Below are 20,989 nucleotides of genomic sequence, written 5' to 3'. Positions count from 1 at the left end.
CCAGCCTTATGCGTTTGTCTTGATTGAGGTAAACGCGCGGTAGATGTTTGATGCAAGAGTAATTACACCTGCAGCGATCAAAATTGCACAAATTGGACGAGACAAATACGTGCCCAAATCGTAATGCACCATCTGCATGCCTTGCGCGAAATTTTGTTCGCCAATTTTACCAAGAATCAAACCTAGTACAATTGCAGGGATCGAAAACCCGGAACGGCGCAACAGATACCCAATAATGCCTGCTAGGAACATTACCATCACATCCAAAACCAAACCACGTCCGATATAAGCTCCTGTTGTGGCCAACATCAAAATAAGCGGCGCCAAGAACTGGAACGGGATTTTCAATAGGTTCAAAATGGTTTTGGTTTCTAAAACACCAATGATCAGGATGGACAAATTGGCGTAGAACATCGCCGCAAACACAATCCAAATCAGATCAGGTGACAGCATAAAAACTAATGGACCAGGTTGCAGATCATGCATTTGGAACACCGCAACCATCATCGCGGTTAATGCGCCCCCCGGCAGACCCAGTGCCAACAGCGGGATCATCGCTGCACCCGTTGCCGCGTTGTTTGCGGTTTCTGCGGAAATAACCCCTTCTAGTTTACCCTTGCCGAACTCCTCTGGATTTTTGGACCACCGCACAGCTTCGCCATAACTCATGAAAGCGGCGAGCGTGGCGCCAATGCCCGGCAGGATGCCACAGAAAAACCCAACTAGGATGGATCGCAGCACGGCGATTTTATGCATCCATAGTTCAATGAAAGATGGAAACGTCATGCTGACTTTGGGTGCCTGGTATTTACCGCTGGCCTTCTTCTCAGCTTGAACAAAGATTTCTGAAACTGCAAAGAACCCCAAGATCGCAGGAATAAACGCAATACCAGCGGCTAAATCAGTCATCCCGAAATTATAACGGTTGATGCCTCCCACCGGATCTTGACCAATGGTTGCAATCAACAATCCAATTAGGACCGACATCCAGCCTTTCCAAATGGTGCGCGCCCCAACGGATGAGGCGACGACTAGACCGAAGAAAACAAGAGCAAAGATTTCAGGCGGGCCAATGTTGCGGATCGCCCAATTTGCCAATGGTTCGGTTGCGGCCATCATAACGAGGGCCGATGCAATGCCCCCAATGGCCGAACACAACACGGCTGCGCCAACGGCCTTGCCCGATTGGCCTTTTTGCGTCATGGGGTAGCCATCAAAGGCGGTTGGAGCATTTTCGGCAGATCCAGGGATGTTGAACAAAATGGCAGTAATCGCACCGCCATAGGTCCCAGTACAGTAAATGACCGCAAACAACATAACGCCCTGAGCAGGTTCCAGACTCGCGGTAAAGGGCAACAAAATCGCCGCAAGTGTCAGCATACTAACCCCGGGGATTGCCCCAAACAACATGCCACCCACGACGCCAAAGACGAAAATACCTATCGTGAAGGGATCACCAAAAAGAGCTGCGGAACCCGCTAAAAAATTCTCGATCATTGCGCGTTAAATCCCTTGCAACTGAGCATTCAGTTTCAGCACCCACGCGCTGAAATCATAAAAGGGTGACACATTGCCTTGGGGCAATGGAGCGTTCAAAATCATTAGGAATAGCCCTATGAAAACACAATAAATAAACAGCGTCATGATCAAGATCACCTTCCATCTACGTTCGCCAAAAAACCAAATAATTGCGGCAATGAAAAACGGTGCACTAAAGTAAATGCCAATCGGTTTAAGCAGATAGGCAAATATGAACGGCGTCAGCAGCACGGCTATCATGCGGCGTACGGTTCCTGCCTCGCTAAAGTCTGCCTTATCCTCCAATTGGCCCAAAGTTGCCTGTGTTGCGTTGCCATAGCGGTAATGGAACCAAAGATTTCCAAGTGTCGCCAATAGTAAAAATCCAATCACAACTCGTGGCCATGCGGTGGCCCCAAAAATATAGATTTCGATAGGTTGATTGAATTCGAATGAAAAGGCGTAAAAAATGCCAGCGATCAACAAAAAAATCGCGGCCTCGATCAGATTACTGAGTGTTAGTCGTCCCACAGTGTATTCCCATGCTCGCGGCAGAAAACATGGCGCCAAATGGCGCCATGTTACATTTATTATCTTTTGTTTATTTCACGTCTAGGCCCATGGCGTTATACACTTCGCGATACTGCTCGATCGAACGGGCAATCAAATCTTTTGCACCGTTGGTATCACGATAGCTGTCAATCACAGTCATGAATTTTGATTCATTGAATGCCTGGTAGCTGTCTTCACAATATCCACGCTGAAAAGCCCACTTTAGCCATTCGACGCGATCCGTTGGTGCATCTGCATGTACATAGAACCCCCGAAAACGTAGCAATGGATCAAAATCCATACCCATTTCCCGGTGCGTTGGCGTATCTGCAAACGCGGCTGGGCGTTCATCAAAGATTGTTAGGATCGGTTTGAATTGATCCGCATCAAGGAAGTTGCGCACATCACCAGGCTGCTCAAAAAGGGCATCCACTTGTCCACCCAACAAGGCGCCGTAACGTGGGGCACCCTTGTCGAATGAAATCTGCTGAATCTTCATGTCACTTGCATCGGTGATAAAGCCCATTGTGACGCGCTCCATCGAACCCTCTTTGGATACGTTCGCAATGGTTGCTTTACCGTTTTGCGCCTTGACCCATTCTACAAAAGATGGCCAATCGCTAAAACGTGTTTCATTTGTGCGGATATACACCTGACTGAATGTCACCTGGCTAACAACCAGTGGAATCAAATCCTCTGCTGGGTTTGGCATAGATGAATCCAACGCATGCGCAGAGGACGCGTCATCAATGTGTTCCAAAACGTTATATCCATCTGGTGGCGCCGCCATATAGGCCGTCATACCAACAGTCCCAGAACCGCCTGGTTTGTGATCGCGGTTGATTGGAATGCCAGTCAGTTCAGTCACCGCTTCGGCCATCGCAGCAGCTACCTGCCCTGATCCACCTGCAGGACCATATGGTACGATCATTGTCAAAGCACGCTCTGGAAACCCACCTGGTTTATCAAAGGATGCTTCACCACGTTTACATTCAAATGCAAACGCCGATCCAGCCGCCATCATCGCAGCACAAAGTGCCGCTGTTCCAATAATATTTCTCATTTTTTACCTCCCTTATGGGTGCCGCAACGCAAAATCTTACCCCTAGATTGCCGAACTGAACCGTATGGTTCACATATCAGACAACATCCTCAAAAGGCCCTTTACATCCAAGGCACTTGGTCCAGCTTAACTTTTAATCTCGTTCTGTCTATAAATTTGTGTCACATTAAAATAAGTAGCTGCCAATAGCCTGTTAAAAGGATGCCACTATTGGAAGTTTTCAGTCGAATGAGAACTCGTATCAGATTGCTAGCGCAGCAGGGTTGCGGTATCCGCGCAACAATATGTAATCTTGCTCCGCGTCAGGTTCACTGGCACCCCCAGAGGCATTTCTCCAAATTCGCAAAGCACCATAACTAGATGAGAACAACCCATCCGTCTTGGATCGATAAACTGGGAAGGAAACTCTGCGTTGATTGCAGTCGTAAGATACGCCATAGAACAAACCTATACCTTCCAGTGTTCCAGCAGAGAACATGAGTGGGGCCCAAACAAAATGAACAGAACGACGCGCGTAGAGCGTCAACACCTTCCCTCGACTAGCAGCCATGATGCTGCGCCAAGCCAATCGCGCAATCTGGCCGTGGATCAAGGACATCGCCTCAACTTCATAGAAAGGACAATCTTTTGCAAAGACCTGGTGGGGCAGGTCACAAACCCAAAGCATAAGTGAGCTTAACTCGGTGGCAACCGACTGTGACGATGCGTGAGAAATGGTACGGTCACAACGAATATCAGATGGCTCTGAACAACCAAAATATACATGACTGGGCGAATCCATAGTGAATTCCTAATCTCGACTGCCCACCTAACCCAAATTTTTGAAACCAAATGAGATCTCACCTGTAAAGGTCAAAATAAATGAAGTTTTAATATTTATATTTAATTCAGTTCCAGGTTTTTAGCTCCGGCACCAAGGCGACGGAGGCAGTTTCCTTAACGTCGTAAGATGGCAGCCTAATGGGTCCAAACACCACGACGATTTGTTGCGAAATTTTCTCCATAACCGCCAGCACGAATATTTGTGGCACGCTTTTGAGGTTCAACAACCGTGGCCTCAATACCATGGCGTTCGGCATAGGCTACAGCCTCATCTTTCGTGTCAAACTGCAGGCGTATCTGCGTTTGCGTATCATCACTGGAGGTCCACCCCATCAGGGGATCGATACGGCGCGCTCCCGTCTGCACAAATTCAAGCACCCAAAGTTTTGTTTTGGCAGTGCCAGATGACATAGCTGTTTTAGCGGGCTGGTATATACGTGCAAACATTATGTCCTCCATAGCGGCTATTTTAATAGCTTCCTGCTTCGAAGCAAGCACTTGCCTACACCGGTTTACTTAGATTGTTTATATTTATATTATCGCATTGAGAGATTTATTTATCTATCTAGGATTGGCGATGACCTACTCTCCCACAGCTTGAGCTGCAGTACCATCGGCGCGACCATGCTTAACTTCCGAGTTCGGGATGGGATCGGGTGTTTCATTGGCGCTATGATCACCAAACCAAGATAGACAAATTCTGATTGTTATTAGCAATCAAACTTTGGTGTTCCAAGTTAAGTATATTATGCGGCAATTGTGTATGGCTTTTGGATCAGTATTGGCGTGTCTGCCTTCTACTGGATCAAATCAAGCCTATCGGACCATTAGTACCAGTCAGCTGAACGTGTTACCACGCTTACACCTCTGGCCTATCGACGAGGTGGTCTACCTCGGTCCTCAGGGATACCTTGTTTTGAGGGGGGCTTCCCGCTTAGATGCTTTCAGCGGTTATCCTGTCCGATCATAGCTACCCAGCACTGCCGTAGTCGACAACTGGTCCACCAGTGGATCGTTCACCCCGGTCCTCTCGTACTAGGGGCAACTCCTCTCAAGTATCCTACACCCACGGCAGATAGGGACCGAACTGTCTCACGACGTTCTAAACCCAGCTCACGTACCTCTTTAAACGGCGAACAGCCGTACCCTTGGGACCTGCTCCAGCCCCAGGATGAGATGAGCCGACATCGAGGTGCCAAACGGTGCCGTCGATATGGACTCTTGGGCACCATCAGCCTGTTATCCCCGGCGTACCTTTTATCCGTTGAGCGATGGCCCTTCCACTCGGGACCACCGGATCACTATGGCCGTCTTTCGACTCTGCTCGACTTGTCAGTCTCGCAGTCAGGCTGGCTTCTGCCATTGCACTCAACGAGCGATTTCCGACCGCTCTGAGCCAACCTTCGCGCGCCTCCGTTACGCTTTAGGAGGCGACCGCCCCAGTCAAACTACCCACCATACAGGGTCCTGGATCCGGATAACGGACCGCAGTTAGATAACAAGCAAAACAAGGGTGGTATCTCAAAGGAGGCTCCACAAAAACTGGCGTTTCTGCTTCAAAGCCTACCACCTATTCTGCACATGTTGTGCCTGTTATCAGTGTAAAGTTGTAGTAAAGGTGCACGGGGTCTTTCCGTCTAACCGCGGGAAGCCTGCATCTTGACAGGCAATTCAATTTCACTGAGTCTATGTTGGAGACAGCGGGGAAGTCGTTACGCCATTCGTGCAGGTCGGAACTTACCCGACAAGGAATTTCGCTACCTTAGGACCGTTATAGTTACGGCCGCCGTTTACCTGGGCTTCAATTCGGAGCTCTCACCCCTCCTTTTAACCTTCAGGCACCGGGCAGGCGTCAGACCCTATACGTCGTCTTGCGACTTCGCAGAGCCCTGTGTTTTTAGTAAACAGTCGCCACCCCCTGGTTTGTGCCCCCAGCTTCCAGTTGCCTAGAAACCGGGCCTCCTTCTCGCGAACTTACGGAGGTATTTTGCCGAGTTCCTTCAACATAGTTCTCTCAAGCGCCTTGGTATACTCTACCTATCCACCTGTGTCGGTTTAGGGTACGGTCTGATGGAGGGCTATTTCCAGGAACCACTGAACTGCTGGGGCAACTACGCCTGATCCAACAATCTTCGTGATCCGTCACTTCCTCCTGGCCCAGGAATATTAACCTGGTTCCCATCGCCTACGGCTTTCGCCCTCGGCTTAGGGGCCGGCTTACCCTGCTCAGATTAGCTTTAAGCAGGAACCCTTGGATTTTCGGCGAGGGGGTCTCTCACCCCCTTTGTCGTTACTCATGTCATCATTCTCACTAGTGATCTCTCCACCGGATCCCTCACAGGCCGGCTTCACAGAAAGCTCCTTGCGTCCAGTATTTTACGCGCAACCACAAAGGCTCGAAAGCCCGCGCAGTCCGCTATAAAACGAAGGACGCATGGAACTATGTCACACTACGCTCCGCTACCATGCATTAAATGCATCCGAAGTTTCGGCTCATGGCTTGAGCCCCGTTACATCTTCGCCGCAGGACAACTTGATTAGACCAGTGAGCTGTTACGCTATCTTTAAAAGATGGCTGCTTCTAAGCCAACTTCCTGGTTGTTTTGGTCGTCCCACCTGCTTTCCCACTTAGCCATGAATTAGGGGCCTTAACTGTCGGTCAGGGTTGTTTCCCTTTTCACTACGGGCGTTAGCACCCGCAGTGTGTCTGCCATCTAGTACTCCCGGGTATTCGGAGTTTGGTTAGGATCAGTAAGCCTGTGGGGCCCCATTACCCATCCAGTGCTCTACCCCCCGGGGTATTCGGATGACGCTCTACCTAAATAGATTTCGCGGAGAACCAGCTATCTCCGAGTTTGATTGGCCTTTCACCCCTAGGCACAACTCATCCCGATCTTTTTCAACAGATGTGGGTTCGGTCCTCCAGTTGGTGTTACCCAACCTTCAACCTGGTCATGCCTAGATCACTCGGTTTCGGGTCTAATGCATCTAACTCAATCGCCCTATTAAGACTCGCTTTCGCTGCGCCTACACCTAACGGCTTAAGCTTGCTAGATACACTAAGTCGATGACCCATTATACAAAAGGTACGCTGTCAGGCCGCAAGGGCCCTCCAACTGATTGTAGGCGTCCGGTTTCAGAAACTGTTTCACTCCCCTCGTCGGGGTGCTTTTCACCTTTCCCTCACGGTACTGGTTCACTATCGGTCAGTAAGGAGTACTTAGCCTTCGGAGGTGGTCCTCCGATCTTCGAACAGGATTTCACGTGTCCCGCCCTACTTAATACGTCCAATCATGCTTCCTATACGGGACTGTCACCCACTTTGGTTGTGCTTTCCAACACATTCTAGTCACACTCATGGCTCGGCTGGTCCCCGTTCGCTCGCCGCTACTAGGGGAGTATCTAATTGATGTCCTTTCCTCCGGGTACTTAGATGTTTCAGTTCCCCGGGTTTGCTTTTATAACCCTATGTATTCAAGTTATAAATACTTGGTTTTGCATCTAGATAAGCGCGCAACATATAATCAAGCCAAGCTCAGTGGCGGAATCCCAAAGGAGCAAAATTTACCGGACAAGGTCCAGCACGGGGTGGTTATCGCTACGCGATAACTAGAAACAATCAAGTGGGTTGCCCCATTCGGAAATTTATGGATCAAAGCTTATTCTCAGCTCCCCATAACTTATCGCAGAGTATCACGTCCTTCATCGCCTCTTACTGCCAAGGCATTCACCAAACGCCCTTTTCGCGCTTGATTTGATCCAGAAGAAGACAGGCCTTTTGCATGTCCTGCCAACATCATCCGAAGATGACTAAATTCTGAACCAAAAGTCATACAAAATTATTCCCATGGGCCCCCGCTGGTTCAAAGAGGGGGCAACATTCGTGCCGCCACTGCCCGGATAGAGCAGCGACGATGAGCAAAACCTTGCGGATTTGCTCAGGTATAATTGTACTTAACTTGGAACAAAATTACTTTGTGAACTGTTGCTATAAAAGGCAGCGTGACAAAAGATAAGATCACTCCTACCCCTCTTACACGATGCCAAACAACATCACGATACACCTTACTTGGTGCATCAGTAATTCTGATGTTTGTATCTCTCTTTACGATGTCAAGTCAGTCCGAAGACTGAACAAAGTCCAAGTTGGACAGCAAAACAACTAAAGTTGCTTAACTTTCAAACTTAAATCCTTGGTGGAGCGTATCGGGATCGAACCGATGACCCCCTGCTTGCAAAGCAGGTGCTCTCCCAGCTGAGCTAACGCCCCTTTTAAGGGTGAATCTATGGTGGGTCGAGGAGGACTTGAACCTCCGACCTCACGCTTATCAGGCGTGCGCTCTAACCACCTGAGCTACCGACCCAGTGGATCTTGCATAACAAGATCGACAACGCCCGACAGGTGACTTGCAAAGCAAGTCTGCCGAAAGGGCCGGTGGTGGTCCAATCAGGCGGTTTATACAAGCTCAAGGCTTGCAATTTCTGAAGAGATATGAGGACGGCTCGGCCCAAGTCCATCAAAAGATGAACTGATGTTTTGATATGCAAAGGACATATCATGCTAAGTGATCTACGAGTAAGACAAAAGTCTTGCTGCTAAGATCATCCTTAGAAAGGAGGTGATCCAGCCGCAGGTTCCCCTACGGCTACCTTGTTACGACTTCACCCCAGTCGCTGATCCTACCGTGGCCGCCTGCCTCCCCGAAGGGTTAGCGCAGCGTCGTCGGGTAGAACCAACTCCCATGGTGTGACGGGCGGTGTGTACAAGGCCCGGGAACGTATTCACCGCGTCATGCTGTTACGCGATTACTAGCGATTCCGACTTCATGGGGTCGAGTTGCAGACCCCAATCCGAACTGAGACAGCTTTTGGGGATTAACCCATTGTCACTGCCATTGTAGCACGTGTGTAGCCCAACCCGTAAGGGCCATGAGGACTTGACGTCATCCACACCTTCCTCCCGCTTATCACGGGCAGTTTCTCTAGAGTGCCCAGCTTAACCTGCTGGCAACTAAAGATGTGGGTTGCGCTCGTTGCCGGACTTAACCGAACATCTCACGACACGAGCTGACGACAGCCATGCAGCACCTGTCACTGCGTCCCCGAAGGGAACGTACCATCTCTGGTAGTAGCACAGGATGTCAAGGGTTGGTAAGGTTCTGCGCGTTGCTTCGAATTAAACCACATGCTCCACCGCTTGTGCGGGCCCCCGTCAATTCCTTTGAGTTTTAATCTTGCGACCGTACTCCCCAGGCGGAATGCTTAATCCGTTAGGTGTGACACCAACAAGTATACTTGCTGACGTCTGGCATTCATCGTTTACGGTGTGGACTACCAGGGTATCTAATCCTGTTTGCTCCCCACACTTTCGCACCTCAGCGTCAGTATCGAGCCAGTAAGCCGCCTTCGCCACTGGTGTTCCTCCGAATATCTACGAATTTCACCTCTACACTCGGAATTCCACTTACCTCTCTCGAACTCAAGACTAGCAGTATTAAAGGCAGTTCCAGGGTTGAGCCCTGGGATTTCACCTCTAACTTACTAATCCGCCTACGTGCGCTTTACGCCCAGTAATTCCGAACAACGCTAACCCCCTCCGTATTACCGCGGCTGCTGGCACGGAGTTAGCCGGGGTTTCTTTACCAGATACTGTCATTATCATCTCTGGCGAAAGTGCTTTACGACCCTAGGGCCTTCATCACACACGCGGCATGGCTAGATCAGGGTTGCCCCCATTGTCTAAGATTCCCTACTGCTGCCTCCCGTAGGAGTCTGGGCCGTGTCTCAGTCCCAGTGTGGCTGATCATCCTCTCAAACCAGCTATAGATCGTAGGCTTGGTAGGCCATTACCCCACCAACTACCTAATCTAACGCGGGCTAATCCTTCTCCGATAAATCTTTCCCCCGAAGGGCGTATAAGGTATTACTCTCCGTTTCCAGAGGCTATTCCTTAGAGAAGGGCATATTCCCACGCGTTACTCACCCGTCCGCCGCTCACCCCGAAGGGCGCGCTCGACTTGCATGTATTAGGCCTGCCGCCAGCGTTCGTTCTGAGCCAGGATCAAACTCTCAAGTTGAAATACAGTTACCTGTATATCCTTGACGTTCGAACCTCTGCACATCGTCCCGCTGTTCAGGCGGGACATCATTTCTGTCCATTGTGCTTCAGTTTCAAAAGAAACAAAAACCTAACAAACAGTGAAGCTGACCTTACATCATCGGACACCCTCATAAGAAGTAGCCCTAGTAAGTCGATATGCAGTTGTTTGTTCATCGAATGAACCAAACCGCCCACATATCTCTTCAGATACCAATATTTCAAATAACGTGACACAAAAATAATCAAATTACGCAAACATTATGCGCAAAATGAAAACACCTGCTATCAGTAGTCGTGACCAGCGCGGCGTCTCTGCGTTGCTGATAGAGGGCTTCTAAGGTTACTGACCAAAAGCCGCAAGAGCTTTTTTGCAGAAAAATCTAATTTTTTGAATTAAGTTTTTTTGCATTTAAAAACAGGATGATAATTTCTTTTTTGGTAACGGCTACCCGTAAGTGACCTGGCCACAAACCACGCCTGCAGCCGATAAAGCACGAATTCGCGGGAATCTTGGCAGCTCAGATATGCCAGCAGCCACAGACTCACCTAAACTCCAGCAGAGGTCTCCTCACCCAATAAGCTTTGTCCGCAGTCCTTGAAGGCCAGATTGCAATCTACGACGCCATTTGCCCACGCGCAGGGCCAAAAATGCCAGGATCACGGCCATATGGGCCAGGGCTTCCACATCAAAGCCTTTCGACAGCATGATGAAATGCACCCCCGCAAGAATCGCAGCCAGATAGGTCAAGCGATGCAAGACCCGCCAAAACCGGCCAAGGCGCCGAACCGACCAATCATTTGAGGTCAACGCCAGTGGAATCATCACAATGAACCCAGCGAACCCCGCGGTCACATAGGGGCGTTTGGCAATCTCAGTCCAGATTTGATTGAGAGCCTGGAGATCCAGCAAGAACCAGACCAAGAAATGCGCCAAGACATAAGCGAAAGCCATCAATCCGATGGCTCTGCGGAATCGCACCAGATTGATCCGGGTAACGTGTAACAGCGGTGAGACAGCGAGACCCACGATTAAAAGTTTGAGAGCAAATTCGCCCAATTGCTCTTCCAGTTCATTAATGGGTTCTGGTCCAAGATTATCGGTCAAACCTGCGACAATGGCCAAGAGACCCGGAATAGGTAAAATAATGTATAGCACCCAGGTTGGAATTTTGCGCAGCCCGGCATTTATGCTTTGTATAAACATTTAGACAATCCATTTTCATTCAATGGGGTCATATTAGCCAAATGGCGAGTGAACGCAAACACTCCGCACCATGGGGACAAGAGGTTAAAAATACGTCTTGAGATCCATGCCCTCATAGAGATCTGCAACTTCCGCCTCATACCCGTTGAACATCAATGTCGGTTGCCGGCGATTAAACAGGCCACCGCCAATCCTGCGTTCTGTGGCTTGCGACCAACGTGGATGGCTGACCGTTGGATTCACATTGCTGTAAAAGCCATACTCTCGGGCATTGGCCATATTCCAGCTCGTGACGGGCTCTTGGTCCGTTAAGGTAATCCGAACGATGGATTTGATCGATTTGAAACCATATTTCCAAGGCACCACCAACCGGATGGGTGCCCCATTTTGATTTGGGATGGGCTTGCCGTAAATCCCCGTCGCCATCAAAGTCAAAGGATGCAGAGCCTCATCAAGCCGCAGCCCCTCACGATAGGGCCAATCCAACACAGGGTAGCGCAGACCTGGCATTTCATCGGGACGGTTGGCTGTCTCAAAGGCCACATATTTTGCCCCAGACTGCACGCCAACCTTATCGAGTATGTCTTTCAGCTCTACCCCATTCCAAGGCACGACCATCGCCCATGCTTCCACACAGCGGAACCGATAGATGCGCTCCTCTTCGCTTAAACCTTCAAGTAGGGAGGCCACCGAATAGCGTCCAGGCGCGTCGACCAGACCATCCACTTCAATCTCCCAACCAGCGGTGTTCAAACGATGGGCATTGGCGGCAGGGTCTTCCTTATCGGTGCCAAATTCATAAAAATTGTTATAGCTGGTAATATGCTCCCAAGTATTAGGCTCCAAGGTTTCCGCCAAAGCCGGGCTGGCGATCGAAGCCATAGCCCCCGCGCCCAAGGCACCGGCAATGAGTTGCCTGCGATTGAGCCAAAGCGGCTCCGGGGTAATATCGGCGCGTGTCAGCGTATTCGTCCAGCGATGTGCCATAGTCAGATCCTTTCCGTTGCCAAAGAGGTAACCCAAAAGCCGTTTCTGTCCAATACAACTCACATCACAGCTTCGCTAGGCACCGGAAACATTTTGACCGCTTGCCTCTGCCGCGACCCGGCGGCACAGTCAGTCAAAAGGAGATCGACATGAAAACTGCACTCATTACCGGCGCCGCGCGCGGCATTGGTCTCGCCACCACTGATATCCTATGCGCACAGGGCTGGCATGTGGTCATGGTGGACAGAGACGCAGAAGAATTGATGGCCCGAGCCTCTGAGCGCCACGCTGTGACCGCAGCCGTGCATGATATCTCAGACCCAGGCCAAGTGGACAAAATGATCGCAGTGACGCTGGCCGCACGAGGGCAGATTGATGCTTTGGTCAATAACGCCGGGGTCGCAGATTTTGGTCCGCTCGAGCAAACCTCCTTCGCCCGTTGGCGGCGGGTGATGGACACCAATCTGGACGGGGCATTTCTGTGCACCCAAGCCGCCACGCCAGCCCTAAAGGCCAGCCGCGGCGCAGTGGTCAATATTGCCTCAATTTCAGGTTTGCGGGCCTCAACCCTGCGGGTGGCCTATGGAACGTCCAAAGCTGCAATCATTCATATGACACAGCAATATGCCGCAGAGCTTGGCGAATATGGAATCCGAGTCAATTCTGTGGCTCCCGGTCCGGTGCGCACCAAGCTGGCCATGGCCGTGCATACCCAAGACATTATCGATGCTTATCACGATGCCATTCCACTGGGGCGCTATGGCAGCGAAGCGGAAATAGGGCAGGTCATCGCCTTTCTATGCTCCGATCAAGCCAGCTTTGTGACGGGGCAAAATATCTCTGTCGATGGGGGGTTTGAAAGCACAGGTATTGGCCTGCCGTCACTCCGTGGGCAAACCAAGTAACGCCGGCAGCTGCGCCATGTCGTCAAATAGCAACTCTGTGAGACCTTCAAATTTTGCGCGCGGAGTCTCGCGCGCAAACCCGAAAACAGCCATGCCCGCAGCTACAGCGGCCTGAGCCCCGGTGGCGCTGTCTTCAATCACCACGCAATCTTGCGGCGCCACCCCAGCTTGGCTGGCAGCCAAAAGATAGACATCCGGGGCTGGTTTGGGCGCGGCAACATCCTCGCGCGAATAGGTCCGCCCGGCAAAGCGCGCCGCCAAGCCGCAGCGCGCCAAGGTGATTTCCATCTTGCGATGCGGTCCGTTTGAGCCAATCGCATAGGGAATCCCCTGACGATCCAAACGGTCCAACACCGCCCCAATGCCCGGGATAGGCTCCACCTTGCGCGCCAAAGCAGCAAATACTTTATCATAGATTAGATCGAGCCCAATCTTCTGGAATATCCGCGCCCATCTCCCGCGCTTGCGCGCCGGCTCCAGCAATCGTGCCCCCCATGAAAAGATCGGTGGTTTTTGTCAGATCAAGCGGCAAGCCTCTTGCGGCCAGATCATCACGGATCAATTGCAATGTCAGAGGCTCGCTGTCCACCACCACACCGTCACAATCAAAAATTACCAACTTCGGCACGCAGTCAAGCTGACACATACAATGTTCCTTTTACAATAAATCGCCCCCGCACAGTTGCGCGGGGGCCCCGGTGTTCGCAAGTTTAATGCACGACCGCATCTTTCGGCGGCAGTCGGGTAGAACCGCTCACCCGGCCCCCAACAAGCAAGCCCTCACTGCCGGCCGTCACAGGCACGATGTCACCATCTACCACTTCACCAGCCAAAAGCATCTCAGCCAATTGGTTTTGCAACGCCGATTGCATAACCCGCTTCAACGGACGCGCGCCGAAAACCGGATCATAACCCTCATCAGCCAACCAAGTTTTGGCGAAGGCATCCAGTTCTAAGCAGATTTGCCGCGGCGCCAGACGGCTCTGCAAACGTGCCAATTGGATGTCTACAATGCCATCCATATCCTGCCTGTTCAGACGATCGAAAATGATGGTCTCGTCCAAACGGTTGAGAAACTCGGGACGGAAATGCCCCCGCACAGCGTCCATCACGTCGCGCCGCGCCTCCGACGAGTCCATTCCATCTGGCAATTCACTCAACACCTGCGCCCCAAGGTTCGAGGTCAGTACGATCAAAGTCTGTTTGAAGTCCACGGTCCGTCCCTGGCTGTCGGTGAGCACACCATCGTCCAAAACCTGCAATAGAATATTGAACACATCCGGATGCGCCTTCTCAACTTCATCAAACAAAACCACTTGATACGGACGGCGGCGCACAGCTTCTGTCAAAACGCCCCCTTCATCATAGCCAACATAGCCAGGAGGCGCGCCAATCAATCGCGAGACACTGTGTTTTTCCATGAATTCCGACATATCAATCCGAACCATTGCAGAGACATCATCAAACAGGAAATCCGCCACAGCCTTTGTCAATTCTGTCTTGCCCACGCCCGTTGGACCCAAAAAGAGAAAGCTCCCCAAAGGCCGACTTTCGTCATTGAGCCCGGCCCGCGCCCGGCGCACCGCATTGGACACGGCTTTGACCGCGGCCGATTGGCCAATCACCCGCGCATGCAGGTCGTCCTCCATGCGCAGCAATTTATCACGCTCGCCCTCCAGCATCCTTGAGGTCGGAATCCCCGTCCAGCGCTCGACCACACCGGCGATTTGATCCGGACGCACGGCCTCCTCAACCATATGACTGTCCGATGCTTCCGCCTCAGCCAGGCTTTTTTCCAACCCAGGGATCACCCCGTAAGACAGCTCGCCAGCTTTGCCGAGATTGCCCTCACGTTTGGCGATATCCAGATCGGCGCGAGCCCGGTCTAGCTGCTCTTTGATTTCACGCGCTGAGGCCAATTTATCCCGCTCTGCTTGCCATTGAGCATTCAGCTCGCTGGACCGCTCTTGCAGATCAGCCAAAGATTTCTCCAAGGCAGCAAGCCGAGTTTTTGATCCAGCATCATCTTCCAGCTTAAGCGCCTCAACCTCGATTTGTTTTTGCAAGATATCGCGGTCCAATGCGTCCAGCTCTTCTGGTTTGCTATCCACTTGCATCCGCAACCGGCTGGCCGCCTCATCCACGAGGTCGATTGCTTTATCGGGCAAAAAACGATCCGTAATGTAGCGGTTTGAAAGGGTTGCAGCCGCCACAAGCGCCGCATCGGCGATGCGCACACCGTGGTGCAGCTCGTATTTTTCCTTGATCCCGCGCAGGATCGAGATGGTGTCGGTCACGCTCGGCTCTTCGACCTGCAGCGGTTGAAAGCGCCGGGCAAGGGCGGCATCTTTTTCAACATATTTGCGATATTCATCCAGCGTGGTCGCGCCGATACAGTGTAATTCACCGCGAGCCAAGGCCGGTTTTATCAAATTAGCCGCATCCATCGCACCCTCACTTTTGCCCGCGCCCACCAACGTGTGCATCTCATCGATAAACAATAGGATTTCGCCCGCCGCAGATATCACCTCATTCAAAACCGCCTTGAGACGTTCTTCAAATTCGCCACGATACTTCGCCCCAGCAATCAAGGCGCCCATATCCAGCGCCAAAAGCCGCTTATTGCGCAGGCTTTCGGGCACGTCACCGTTGACAATGCGCAACGCCATGCCCTCGGCAATCGCCGTTTTCCCGACGCCCGGCTCACCGATTAACACGGGATTATTCTTGGTGCGCCGCGATAGCACCTGCATGGCGCGGCGGATTTCTTCATCCCGGCCAATGATCGGGTCAATCTTCCCCTCTCGCGCCCGTGCGGTCAAATCCTGGGCATATTTCTTGAGCGCCTCATAGCTGTCTTCAGCGCTGGCCGAATCTGCCGTGCGACCCCGGCGGATGTCTTCAATTGCGCCATTGAGCTTTTGAGCGGTGACTGCACCGGCGTCGAGTGCCTCCTTCGCTTTGGATTTCACCATGCAAAGCGCCATCAAAATGCGCTCTACGGGCACGAAACTGTCGCCCGCCTTTTGCGCCAGTTTTTCCGCCTCCGTTAAAACTTTGCCAGTTGCGCTGTCGACATAGACCTGCGCATTGCCCGTGACCTTGGCAATTTTGGACAGCGTGAGGTCCAAATGTTCGCACACCCGCGAGGGTGCACCGCCAGATCGCGCGATCAAGTTGCTCGCCAACCCCTCTTTGTCTTCCAAGAGCGCTTTGAGCAAATGCTCCGGCCCTAGGCGCGCATGATCGTCTCTTTGTGCAATAGTTTGGGCCGATTGGATGAAACCACGCGACCGTTCGGTGAATTTGTCTAAATTCATCGTCTCTCTCCTTCATAAGCGTCGCGGATCTTAAGCTGCCCGACTTCGGCACAGCGTTGGTGCGACCTTAACTGTTATTTGGGCATGGTCTATTGCCTGGACAAGTGCTTGGTCCGCATAAACCGAGTTTTTTGACATGAAACCGCTATTTCTGACCCATGGCATAGACAGACCCAGTTGCAATGGATAGTTCACCTCCAACTTGCAAACCTTGGAGGCCCCCATGGCTGATGACAAATTGATTATGGCGATGGATATGCCAAATGCCATTGAAGCCCTGAAGATGGCCGAGCATCTCGGGGATGCGGTCAACTTCTACAAAATCGGCCTCGGTATGCTGACTGGTGGCGGTTTGGCACTGGCCAATGAGCTAAAAGCGGAAATGGGCAAGCGTATTTTTCTCGATATGAAATTGTTCGACATCGGCGCCACAGTTGAACATGCGGTGCGCGGTATCGCGCAATTTGATCTCGATTTTCTCACCGTCCATGGCGACCCGTACGTTGTGCGCGCTGCGAAAGAGGGCGCGGCTGGCAAGGATATGAAAATTTTAGCCGTGACGATCTTGACGTCACTGGATCGCGCCGATCTCAATGATGCGCTTATCAAGCCCGGAGATATTGCCGATTTGGTATTAGAGCGCGCGGGCAAAGCCTTTGACGCCGGCGCGGATGGTGTGATTGCTAGTCCGCAGGAGGCCGCCATCATCCGCGCACTTCCAGAGGCTACAGGCAAGTTGATCGTCACCCCCGGCGTGCGCCCCACAGGCGCCGACTTGGGCGATCAAAAACGCGTCGCCACTCCGGCGCAGGCCATTGCCAATGGTGCAGATCATGTGGTTGTGGGCCGGCCAATTTGGACCGCCCCTTCCCCACGCGACGCAGCGCTGGCTATTTTGGCCAAACTGGCCAGCCCGCAAGCCCTAAGCCCGAACTCCTAATCGTTAATGTCTCTGTCAAAAGTTTTGACCTGCCCTTTCGGCAGCGAAAAAACCCTGCGCAGGATCAAAGTGGCGACAAGCGAGGTCACAGCGAAAAGCAGCAAAGATGCGGGCGCGCCGACAACGCCTTCACCGACCAAAAACATCACCAGCGCGACGCAGGCGGCACCAATGGTCATGCCCAAAAATACAAAGGCCGGCACGATGATTTCTAGAAAGGCAAGGGCCAGGGCTAAAATCGCCCAAGCCCACCAAGTGGCATGGAGTGTCTGAAGCATCACTTCGACCCTTTCAGCATTTTGAAAGCATCCGCAAATGCATCCATCGCATTGGAGGGCACCAAAATGGTTTGCTTGCCCTCGCCGCCACCTAAGGCGGTCAAGGCGTCAACCTGTTTGAGCGCCACCTGATATTGCGCCGCTTCGATGCCATTCTTGGCAATCGCGCGGGCAACAACGCCGGTGGCATAGGCTTCTGCATCCGCTTGCATACGACGCGCTTTGGCCGCTTGCTCGGCTGAATAAAGCTCGGCATCTGCATTGAGCTCAACCGCGCGCTTGCGCCCTTCCGCTTCAGTCACCTGGGCCCGGCGCGCGCGCTCTGCGTTGAGCTGTTGCAGCATAGCCTCTTGTGTCGCTCGGTCTAAATTTACATCCAACAATTCCGCCCGCGTCACCTCAACGCCCCAATCATCCACCGCCACTTCAATTGCGGTCTTGATGGCGACGATCAATTCAGAGCGGTTCGATTGCACCTCATCAAGCTCCATTTGGCCAATCTCCGCTCGCACAATCCCTGCGACTGTGGTTGAGATCGCGGCGTCTACATCGCGGATCCGATAGACGGTTTTGGCCGGCTCAGTGATGCGATAAAAAACAGATGTATCCACTTTCACCAATACGTTATCGCTGGTGATGGCATCTTGGCTATTGGTTGGCAATTGCCGCTCAAGAATCGAAACCCGATGCCGCACCCGGTCGAGGAACGGCACAATGAAATTGAGCCCAGGGCCCAAAACCGATTTGAGACGGCCGAAACGCTCCACCACAAACTTCTCAGATTGCGGCACGACGCGCACACCTTTGAACAGGATGACCAGAATAATAATAGCCAAGGCGATCAAAAAGCTATTTTGCCCGAGCTGACTTAAAGCCGCTTCAAAATTCATAAATTTTCTCCTTATTCTGCATCATCTATATAGGGCATTTTTGCAAAAATGAAATCTCCTGTGCGGGCGGGACATGGGCTTGCGCGTGGACGCAGCCGCGCTTCCACGCTAGTTTACACCTATGCCTGCATTTTGCCGCGACTGTTTGACCACCTTTGATTCTGCCCCGCGCCGGTGTTCGGGCTGCGGGCGGCCACGCATCACCTCCCACCCAGAGCTGTTCTCCCTCTCCATCGCCCATATGGATTGTGATGCCTTCTATGCTTCCGTGGAAAAACGCGACAATCCAGACCTGGCCAGCAAACCCGTAATCATAGGTGGCGGTCGGCGCGGGGTGGTGAGCACCGCTTGCTATGTCGCCCGCGTGCGGGGTGTGAAATCTGCCATGCCTATGTTTCAGGCCCTAAAACTCTGCCCAGAAGCGGTGGTGGTGCGGCCGCGTATGGATGAATATGTGAAGGCCAGCGCAGCCATCCGAAAAATGATGCAAGAGCTTACCCCAGCCATCGAACCCTTGTCACTGGATGAAGCCTTCCTCGACATGACCGGCACCACAGCGCTGCATGGAGCGCCGCCCGCAGTGATGTTGGCGCGTTTGATAAAACGCATGAAGGAGGACTTAGGCCTAACCGGTTCGATCGGTCTGTCGCATAATAAATTTCTCGCGAAAGTCGCCAGCGATCTGGACAAGCCAAGGGGATTTTCTGTCATTGGAAAGACGGAAACACATCAGTTCCTTAAAGACAAACCCATCGGCCTAATTTGGGGCGTGGGGTCTGTGGCTCAGGGCGCATTGGAAAAGGCGGGCATCCGCACATTTGCCGATCTTTTGCGTTGGGAACGTCAAGACCTGATCGCGCGTTTCGGATCCATGGGTGATCGATTGTGGCATCTGGCCCGCGGCGAGGACCCACGGCGCGTCTCGGCCCAGGCGCCTGTGAAAAGCATCTCAAATGAAACGACATTCTTTGAGAATACCTCAGACACAGATGTGCTCGATGGGCATATTTGGCGCCTGGCAGAGAAGGTCAGCGACCGCGCAAAAGCACGGGATCTGGCGGGGCGTGTCGTGACGCTGAAACTCAAGCGCAAAGATCACAGCGCCCTATCACGCCGTGTATCCTTACGGGATGCGACGCAAATCGCCGATCGGATCTATCGCACGGCGCGAGACTTGTTTGACCAATCTGGCCCGCAAGGCCCCTATCGCTTGATCGGCGTGGGCCTGTCAGGTTTGGTGCGCGCGGCGCAAAGCGATTTGACCGAGGATCTTCTGGACCCCGATGCGAGCGCCCGCGCTAAAGCAGAACGGGCGACAGATTCTATTCGGGCAAAATTCGGCACAGATGCCATCAGAAAAGGACGGTCTTTACGCTAGGGCTTCACTGCGCGGCAAGCTCCTTCCCAGATTGCCCCATTTTTGCGATATCCGCAATAACGCCGGCCAGACGCCGACGGACGGCGTCGAACTCAGTACTCGGCCGGATCCGCGCTTCATCCATATAAAGGCTGCGATCAATTTCGATCTGCACCGCATGTTGCCCCATCTGCGGCTTGCCATAGCGCCGGCTGATAAAAGCGCCCGCAAAGGGTGTATTGCGCGCCACCCGAAATCCAACCTCCACAAAAGCGGCGTGAATACATGCCATCAGCGTCTCATCTGCGGCAGCCCCAAAGCGATCACCCAAAACGATCTGCGGCGCCGTGCCGTCAAGAGCTCCACGGCTGACAGCAGAATGGGGCATGGAATGACAATCAATCAATATAGCTTGACCAAACTGCGCCCGGTTTTGCTCCAAAAGCGCGGTCAACTGATGATGATATGGCCACCAAAAGCGATTGATGCGATCGTGCGCCTCCGCAAGGCTGATCTTGCCGTGGTAGATCGGTATGCCAATCGCCACGACCCGCGGCACCACCCCCAGACCTGAGGCAATCCGCGCATTCACGCCCGGGCTTTTAACCCCTTCAATCACAGCGGGATCCAGCTCGTCGCAGCCGCGGTTCAGATCCACAAAAGCCCGCGGCGCATTGGCAACTAAAAGCGGCGCGCCAAACTGCACAGCAGGTGCAAACAAGTGATCGACAAAAGCATCTTCTGAGGCGCGAATCGCACGCGAATCAAGAACGGACTGCGCCAAAAACTCTGGCGCATAGTGGCGCCCCGAATGCGGCGCAGCAAAGACAACGCAGCTGCTACGTTGCACGGGCTCAAAAAGGGTGAACGGGGCATGTCGCATGCGCGAACCCTAGCATAGAGCACAGATTGGGGAAACAATTCCTATAAAATTCGCTAAAATTGCCATTGTCCCAGCAATTTCTCGGTTCAATTGCGATTTCAGCTTGAAGACTCGCCACCTGCTGCATATACGGCCGCTACCGACGCGCTTTTTGCGTCCTTTTTTGTGGG

The 20,989-nt window shown here is 52.5% G+C and carries 16 protein-coding genes, 2 tRNA genes and 3 rRNA genes; 3 read left to right on the top strand and 18 right to left on the bottom strand.

The genetic code is table 11. From position 1 onward, the window contains the following. Positions 1-6: 6 nt before the first annotated feature. The 12 genes from ABLW18_RS07710 to msrP all read right to left on the bottom strand — a co-directional run bounded on the left by ABLW18_RS07710 (position 7) and on the right by msrP (position 12,246). Positions 7-1,497 (bottom strand): tripartite tricarboxylate transporter permease, encoded by a 1,491-nt coding sequence (locus tag ABLW18_RS07710; protein ID WP_347824238.1) that lies wholly within the window; start codon positions 1,495-1,497, stop codon positions 7-9. Positions 1,498-1,503: 6 nt separating this feature from the next. Next, the gene (locus ABLW18_RS07705) at positions 1,504-2,004 is read right to left on the bottom strand and encodes a tripartite tricarboxylate transporter TctB family protein (RefSeq protein ID WP_347824237.1); all 501 of its coding nucleotides are present in this window, start codon (positions 2,002-2,004) and stop codon (positions 1,504-1,506) included. A 115-nt stretch (positions 2,005-2,119) separates the two neighbouring features. Continuing rightward, the gene (locus tag ABLW18_RS07700; RefSeq protein ID WP_347824236.1) at positions 2,120-3,133 is read right to left on the bottom strand and encodes a tripartite tricarboxylate transporter substrate binding protein; all 1,014 of its coding nucleotides are present in this window, start codon (positions 3,131-3,133) and stop codon (positions 2,120-2,122) included. A gap of 241 nt (positions 3,134-3,374) precedes the next feature. Further along, complete coding sequence (locus tag ABLW18_RS07695) at positions 3,375-3,914, bottom strand: hypothetical protein (RefSeq protein WP_347824235.1); 540 nt, start codon at positions 3,912-3,914, stop codon at positions 3,375-3,377. Positions 3,915-4,090: 176 nt separating this feature from the next. Continuing rightward, positions 4,091-4,402 (bottom strand): ETC complex I subunit, encoded by a 312-nt coding sequence (locus tag ABLW18_RS07690; RefSeq protein ID WP_347824234.1) that lies wholly within the window; start codon positions 4,400-4,402, stop codon positions 4,091-4,093. Positions 4,403-4,524: 122 nt separating this feature from the next. After that, a 5S ribosomal RNA gene (gene rrf, locus ABLW18_RS07685) occupies positions 4,525-4,639 on the bottom strand. Positions 4,640-4,761: 122 nt separating this feature from the next. Next, positions 4,762-7,710, bottom strand: a 23S ribosomal RNA gene (locus tag ABLW18_RS07680). Positions 7,711-8,149: 439 nt separating this feature from the next. Further along, positions 8,150-8,225: transfer RNA gene (locus ABLW18_RS07675), tRNA-Ala, on the bottom strand. A 17-nt stretch (positions 8,226-8,242) separates the two neighbouring features. Continuing rightward, a tRNA-Ile gene (locus tag ABLW18_RS07670) sits at positions 8,243-8,319 on the bottom strand. Between the two features lie 248 nt (positions 8,320-8,567). Beyond that, a 16S ribosomal RNA gene (locus ABLW18_RS07665) occupies positions 8,568-10,032 on the bottom strand. Together the 16S, 23S and 5S rRNA genes with 2 tRNA genes alongside form the textbook arrangement of a ribosomal RNA operon. Before the next feature lie 591 nt (positions 10,033-10,623). After that, positions 10,624-11,259, bottom strand: a complete 636-nt coding sequence (gene msrQ, locus ABLW18_RS07660; RefSeq protein ID WP_347824233.1) for a protein-methionine-sulfoxide reductase heme-binding subunit MsrQ — start codon at positions 11,257-11,259, stop codon at positions 10,624-10,626. Between the two features lie 84 nt (positions 11,260-11,343). Further along, positions 11,344-12,246, bottom strand: a complete 903-nt coding sequence (gene msrP, locus ABLW18_RS07655; RefSeq protein WP_347824232.1) for a protein-methionine-sulfoxide reductase catalytic subunit MsrP — start codon at positions 12,244-12,246, stop codon at positions 11,344-11,346. A 149-nt stretch (positions 12,247-12,395) separates the two neighbouring features. Here msrP and ABLW18_RS07650 point away from each other — a divergent pair, with 149 nt between their 5' ends. Continuing rightward, positions 12,396-13,151: an SDR family NAD(P)-dependent oxidoreductase gene (locus ABLW18_RS07650; RefSeq protein ID WP_347824231.1), complete on the top strand. Its 756-nt coding sequence runs from the start codon at positions 12,396-12,398 to the stop codon at positions 13,149-13,151. Here ABLW18_RS07650 and ABLW18_RS07645 read toward each other — a convergent pair. From ABLW18_RS07645 to clpB, 3 genes are all read right to left on the bottom strand, one after another. Beyond that, the gene (locus ABLW18_RS07645) at positions 13,128-13,532 is read right to left on the bottom strand and encodes an HAD-IA family hydrolase (RefSeq protein WP_347824230.1); all 405 of its coding nucleotides are present in this window, start codon (positions 13,530-13,532) and stop codon (positions 13,128-13,130) included. The genes ABLW18_RS07650 and ABLW18_RS07645 overlap by 24 nt on opposite strands. A gap of 28 nt (positions 13,533-13,560) precedes the next feature. Further along, positions 13,561-13,797 (bottom strand): hypothetical protein, encoded by a 237-nt coding sequence (locus ABLW18_RS07640; RefSeq protein ID WP_347824229.1) that lies wholly within the window; start codon positions 13,795-13,797, stop codon positions 13,561-13,563. A 64-nt stretch (positions 13,798-13,861) separates the two neighbouring features. Continuing rightward, entirely contained in the window at positions 13,862-16,471 is a 2,610-nt protein-coding gene (clpB, locus tag ABLW18_RS07635) for an ATP-dependent chaperone ClpB (RefSeq protein ID WP_347824228.1), read from the bottom strand. 223 nt (positions 16,472-16,694) lie between these two features. On the opposite strand from clpB, the gene pyrF reads away from it, so the two are divergent. After that, entirely contained in the window at positions 16,695-17,411 is a 717-nt protein-coding gene (gene pyrF / locus ABLW18_RS07630) for an orotidine-5'-phosphate decarboxylase (RefSeq protein ID WP_347824227.1), read from the top strand. Here the strand turns inward: pyrF and ABLW18_RS07625 are convergent. Together ABLW18_RS07625 and ABLW18_RS07620 are read right to left on the bottom strand one after the other, a co-directional pair. Next, positions 17,408-17,689 (bottom strand): hypothetical protein, encoded by a 282-nt coding sequence (locus ABLW18_RS07625; protein WP_347824226.1) that lies wholly within the window; start codon positions 17,687-17,689, stop codon positions 17,408-17,410. The two genes, pyrF and ABLW18_RS07625, sit on opposite strands and share 4 nt — an antisense overlap. Next, complete coding sequence (locus ABLW18_RS07620) at positions 17,689-18,579, bottom strand: SPFH domain-containing protein (protein WP_347824225.1); 891 nt, start codon at positions 18,577-18,579, stop codon at positions 17,689-17,691. The genes ABLW18_RS07625 and ABLW18_RS07620 overlap by 1 nt, the downstream gene beginning before the upstream one ends. Before the next feature lie 121 nt (positions 18,580-18,700). Between ABLW18_RS07620 and ABLW18_RS07615 the strand changes: the two genes are divergently transcribed. Further along, positions 18,701-19,957: a DNA polymerase IV gene (locus ABLW18_RS07615; RefSeq protein ID WP_347824224.1), complete on the top strand. Its 1,257-nt coding sequence runs from the start codon at positions 18,701-18,703 to the stop codon at positions 19,955-19,957. Between the two features lie 4 nt (positions 19,958-19,961). Here the strand turns inward: ABLW18_RS07615 and ABLW18_RS07610 are convergent, their stop codons facing one another. Beyond that, a complete protein-coding gene (locus ABLW18_RS07610) occupies positions 19,962-20,819 on the bottom strand; it encodes an N-formylglutamate amidohydrolase (RefSeq protein ID WP_347824223.1) in 858 nt (285 codons plus the stop codon). Between the last annotated feature and the right edge of the window lie 170 nt (positions 20,820-20,989).

The organism is uncultured Planktomarina sp., from assembly GCA_943788425.1.
Lineage (GTDB): Bacteria > Pseudomonadota > Alphaproteobacteria > Rhodobacterales > Rhodobacteraceae > Planktomarina.
This window is presented reverse-complemented; position numbering and strand designations above follow the sequence as displayed.

What these genes read in the sequence shown, in the direction of transcription:
- ABLW18_RS07710 (WP_347824238.1), bottom strand. Translation starts at nt 1,497, where the DNA reads ATGATCGAGAATTTTTTAGCGGGTTCCGCAGCTCTTTTTGGTGATCCC.
- ABLW18_RS07700 (WP_347824236.1), bottom strand. Translation starts at nt 3,133, where the DNA reads ATGAGAAATATTATTGGAACAGCGGCACTTTGTGCTGCGATGATGGCG.
- ABLW18_RS07695 (WP_347824235.1), bottom strand. Translation starts at nt 3,914, where the DNA reads ATGGATTCGCCCAGTCATGTATATTTTGGTTGTTCAGAGCCATCTGAT.
- ABLW18_RS07690 (WP_347824234.1), bottom strand. Translation starts at nt 4,402, where the DNA reads ATGTTTGCACGTATATACCAGCCCGCTAAAACAGCTATGTCATCTGGC.
- msrQ (WP_347824233.1), bottom strand. Translation starts at nt 11,259, where the DNA reads ATGTTTATACAAAGCATAAATGCCGGGCTGCGCAAAATTCCAACCTGG.
- msrP (WP_347824232.1), bottom strand. Translation starts at nt 12,246, where the DNA reads ATGGCACATCGCTGGACGAATACGCTGACACGCGCCGATATTACCCCG.
- ABLW18_RS07650 (WP_347824231.1), top strand. Translation starts at nt 12,396, where the DNA reads ATGAAAACTGCACTCATTACCGGCGCCGCGCGCGGCATTGGTCTCGCC.
- ABLW18_RS07640 (WP_347824229.1), bottom strand. Translation starts at nt 13,797, where the DNA reads ATGTGTCAGCTTGACTGCGTGCCGAAGTTGGTAATTTTTGATTGTGAC.
- clpB (WP_347824228.1), bottom strand. Translation starts at nt 16,471, where the DNA reads ATGAATTTAGACAAATTCACCGAACGGTCGCGTGGTTTCATCCAATCG.
- pyrF (WP_347824227.1), top strand. Translation starts at nt 16,695, where the DNA reads ATGGCTGATGACAAATTGATTATGGCGATGGATATGCCAAATGCCATT.
- ABLW18_RS07625 (WP_347824226.1), bottom strand. Translation starts at nt 17,689, where the DNA reads ATGCTTCAGACACTCCATGCCACTTGGTGGGCTTGGGCGATTTTAGCC.
- ABLW18_RS07620 (WP_347824225.1), bottom strand. Translation starts at nt 18,579, where the DNA reads ATGAATTTTGAAGCGGCTTTAAGTCAGCTCGGGCAAAATAGCTTTTTG.
- ABLW18_RS07615 (WP_347824224.1), top strand. Translation starts at nt 18,701, where the DNA reads ATGCCTGCATTTTGCCGCGACTGTTTGACCACCTTTGATTCTGCCCCG.
- ABLW18_RS07610 (WP_347824223.1), bottom strand. Translation starts at nt 20,819, where the DNA reads ATGCGACATGCCCCGTTCACCCTTTTTGAGCCCGTGCAACGTAGCAGC.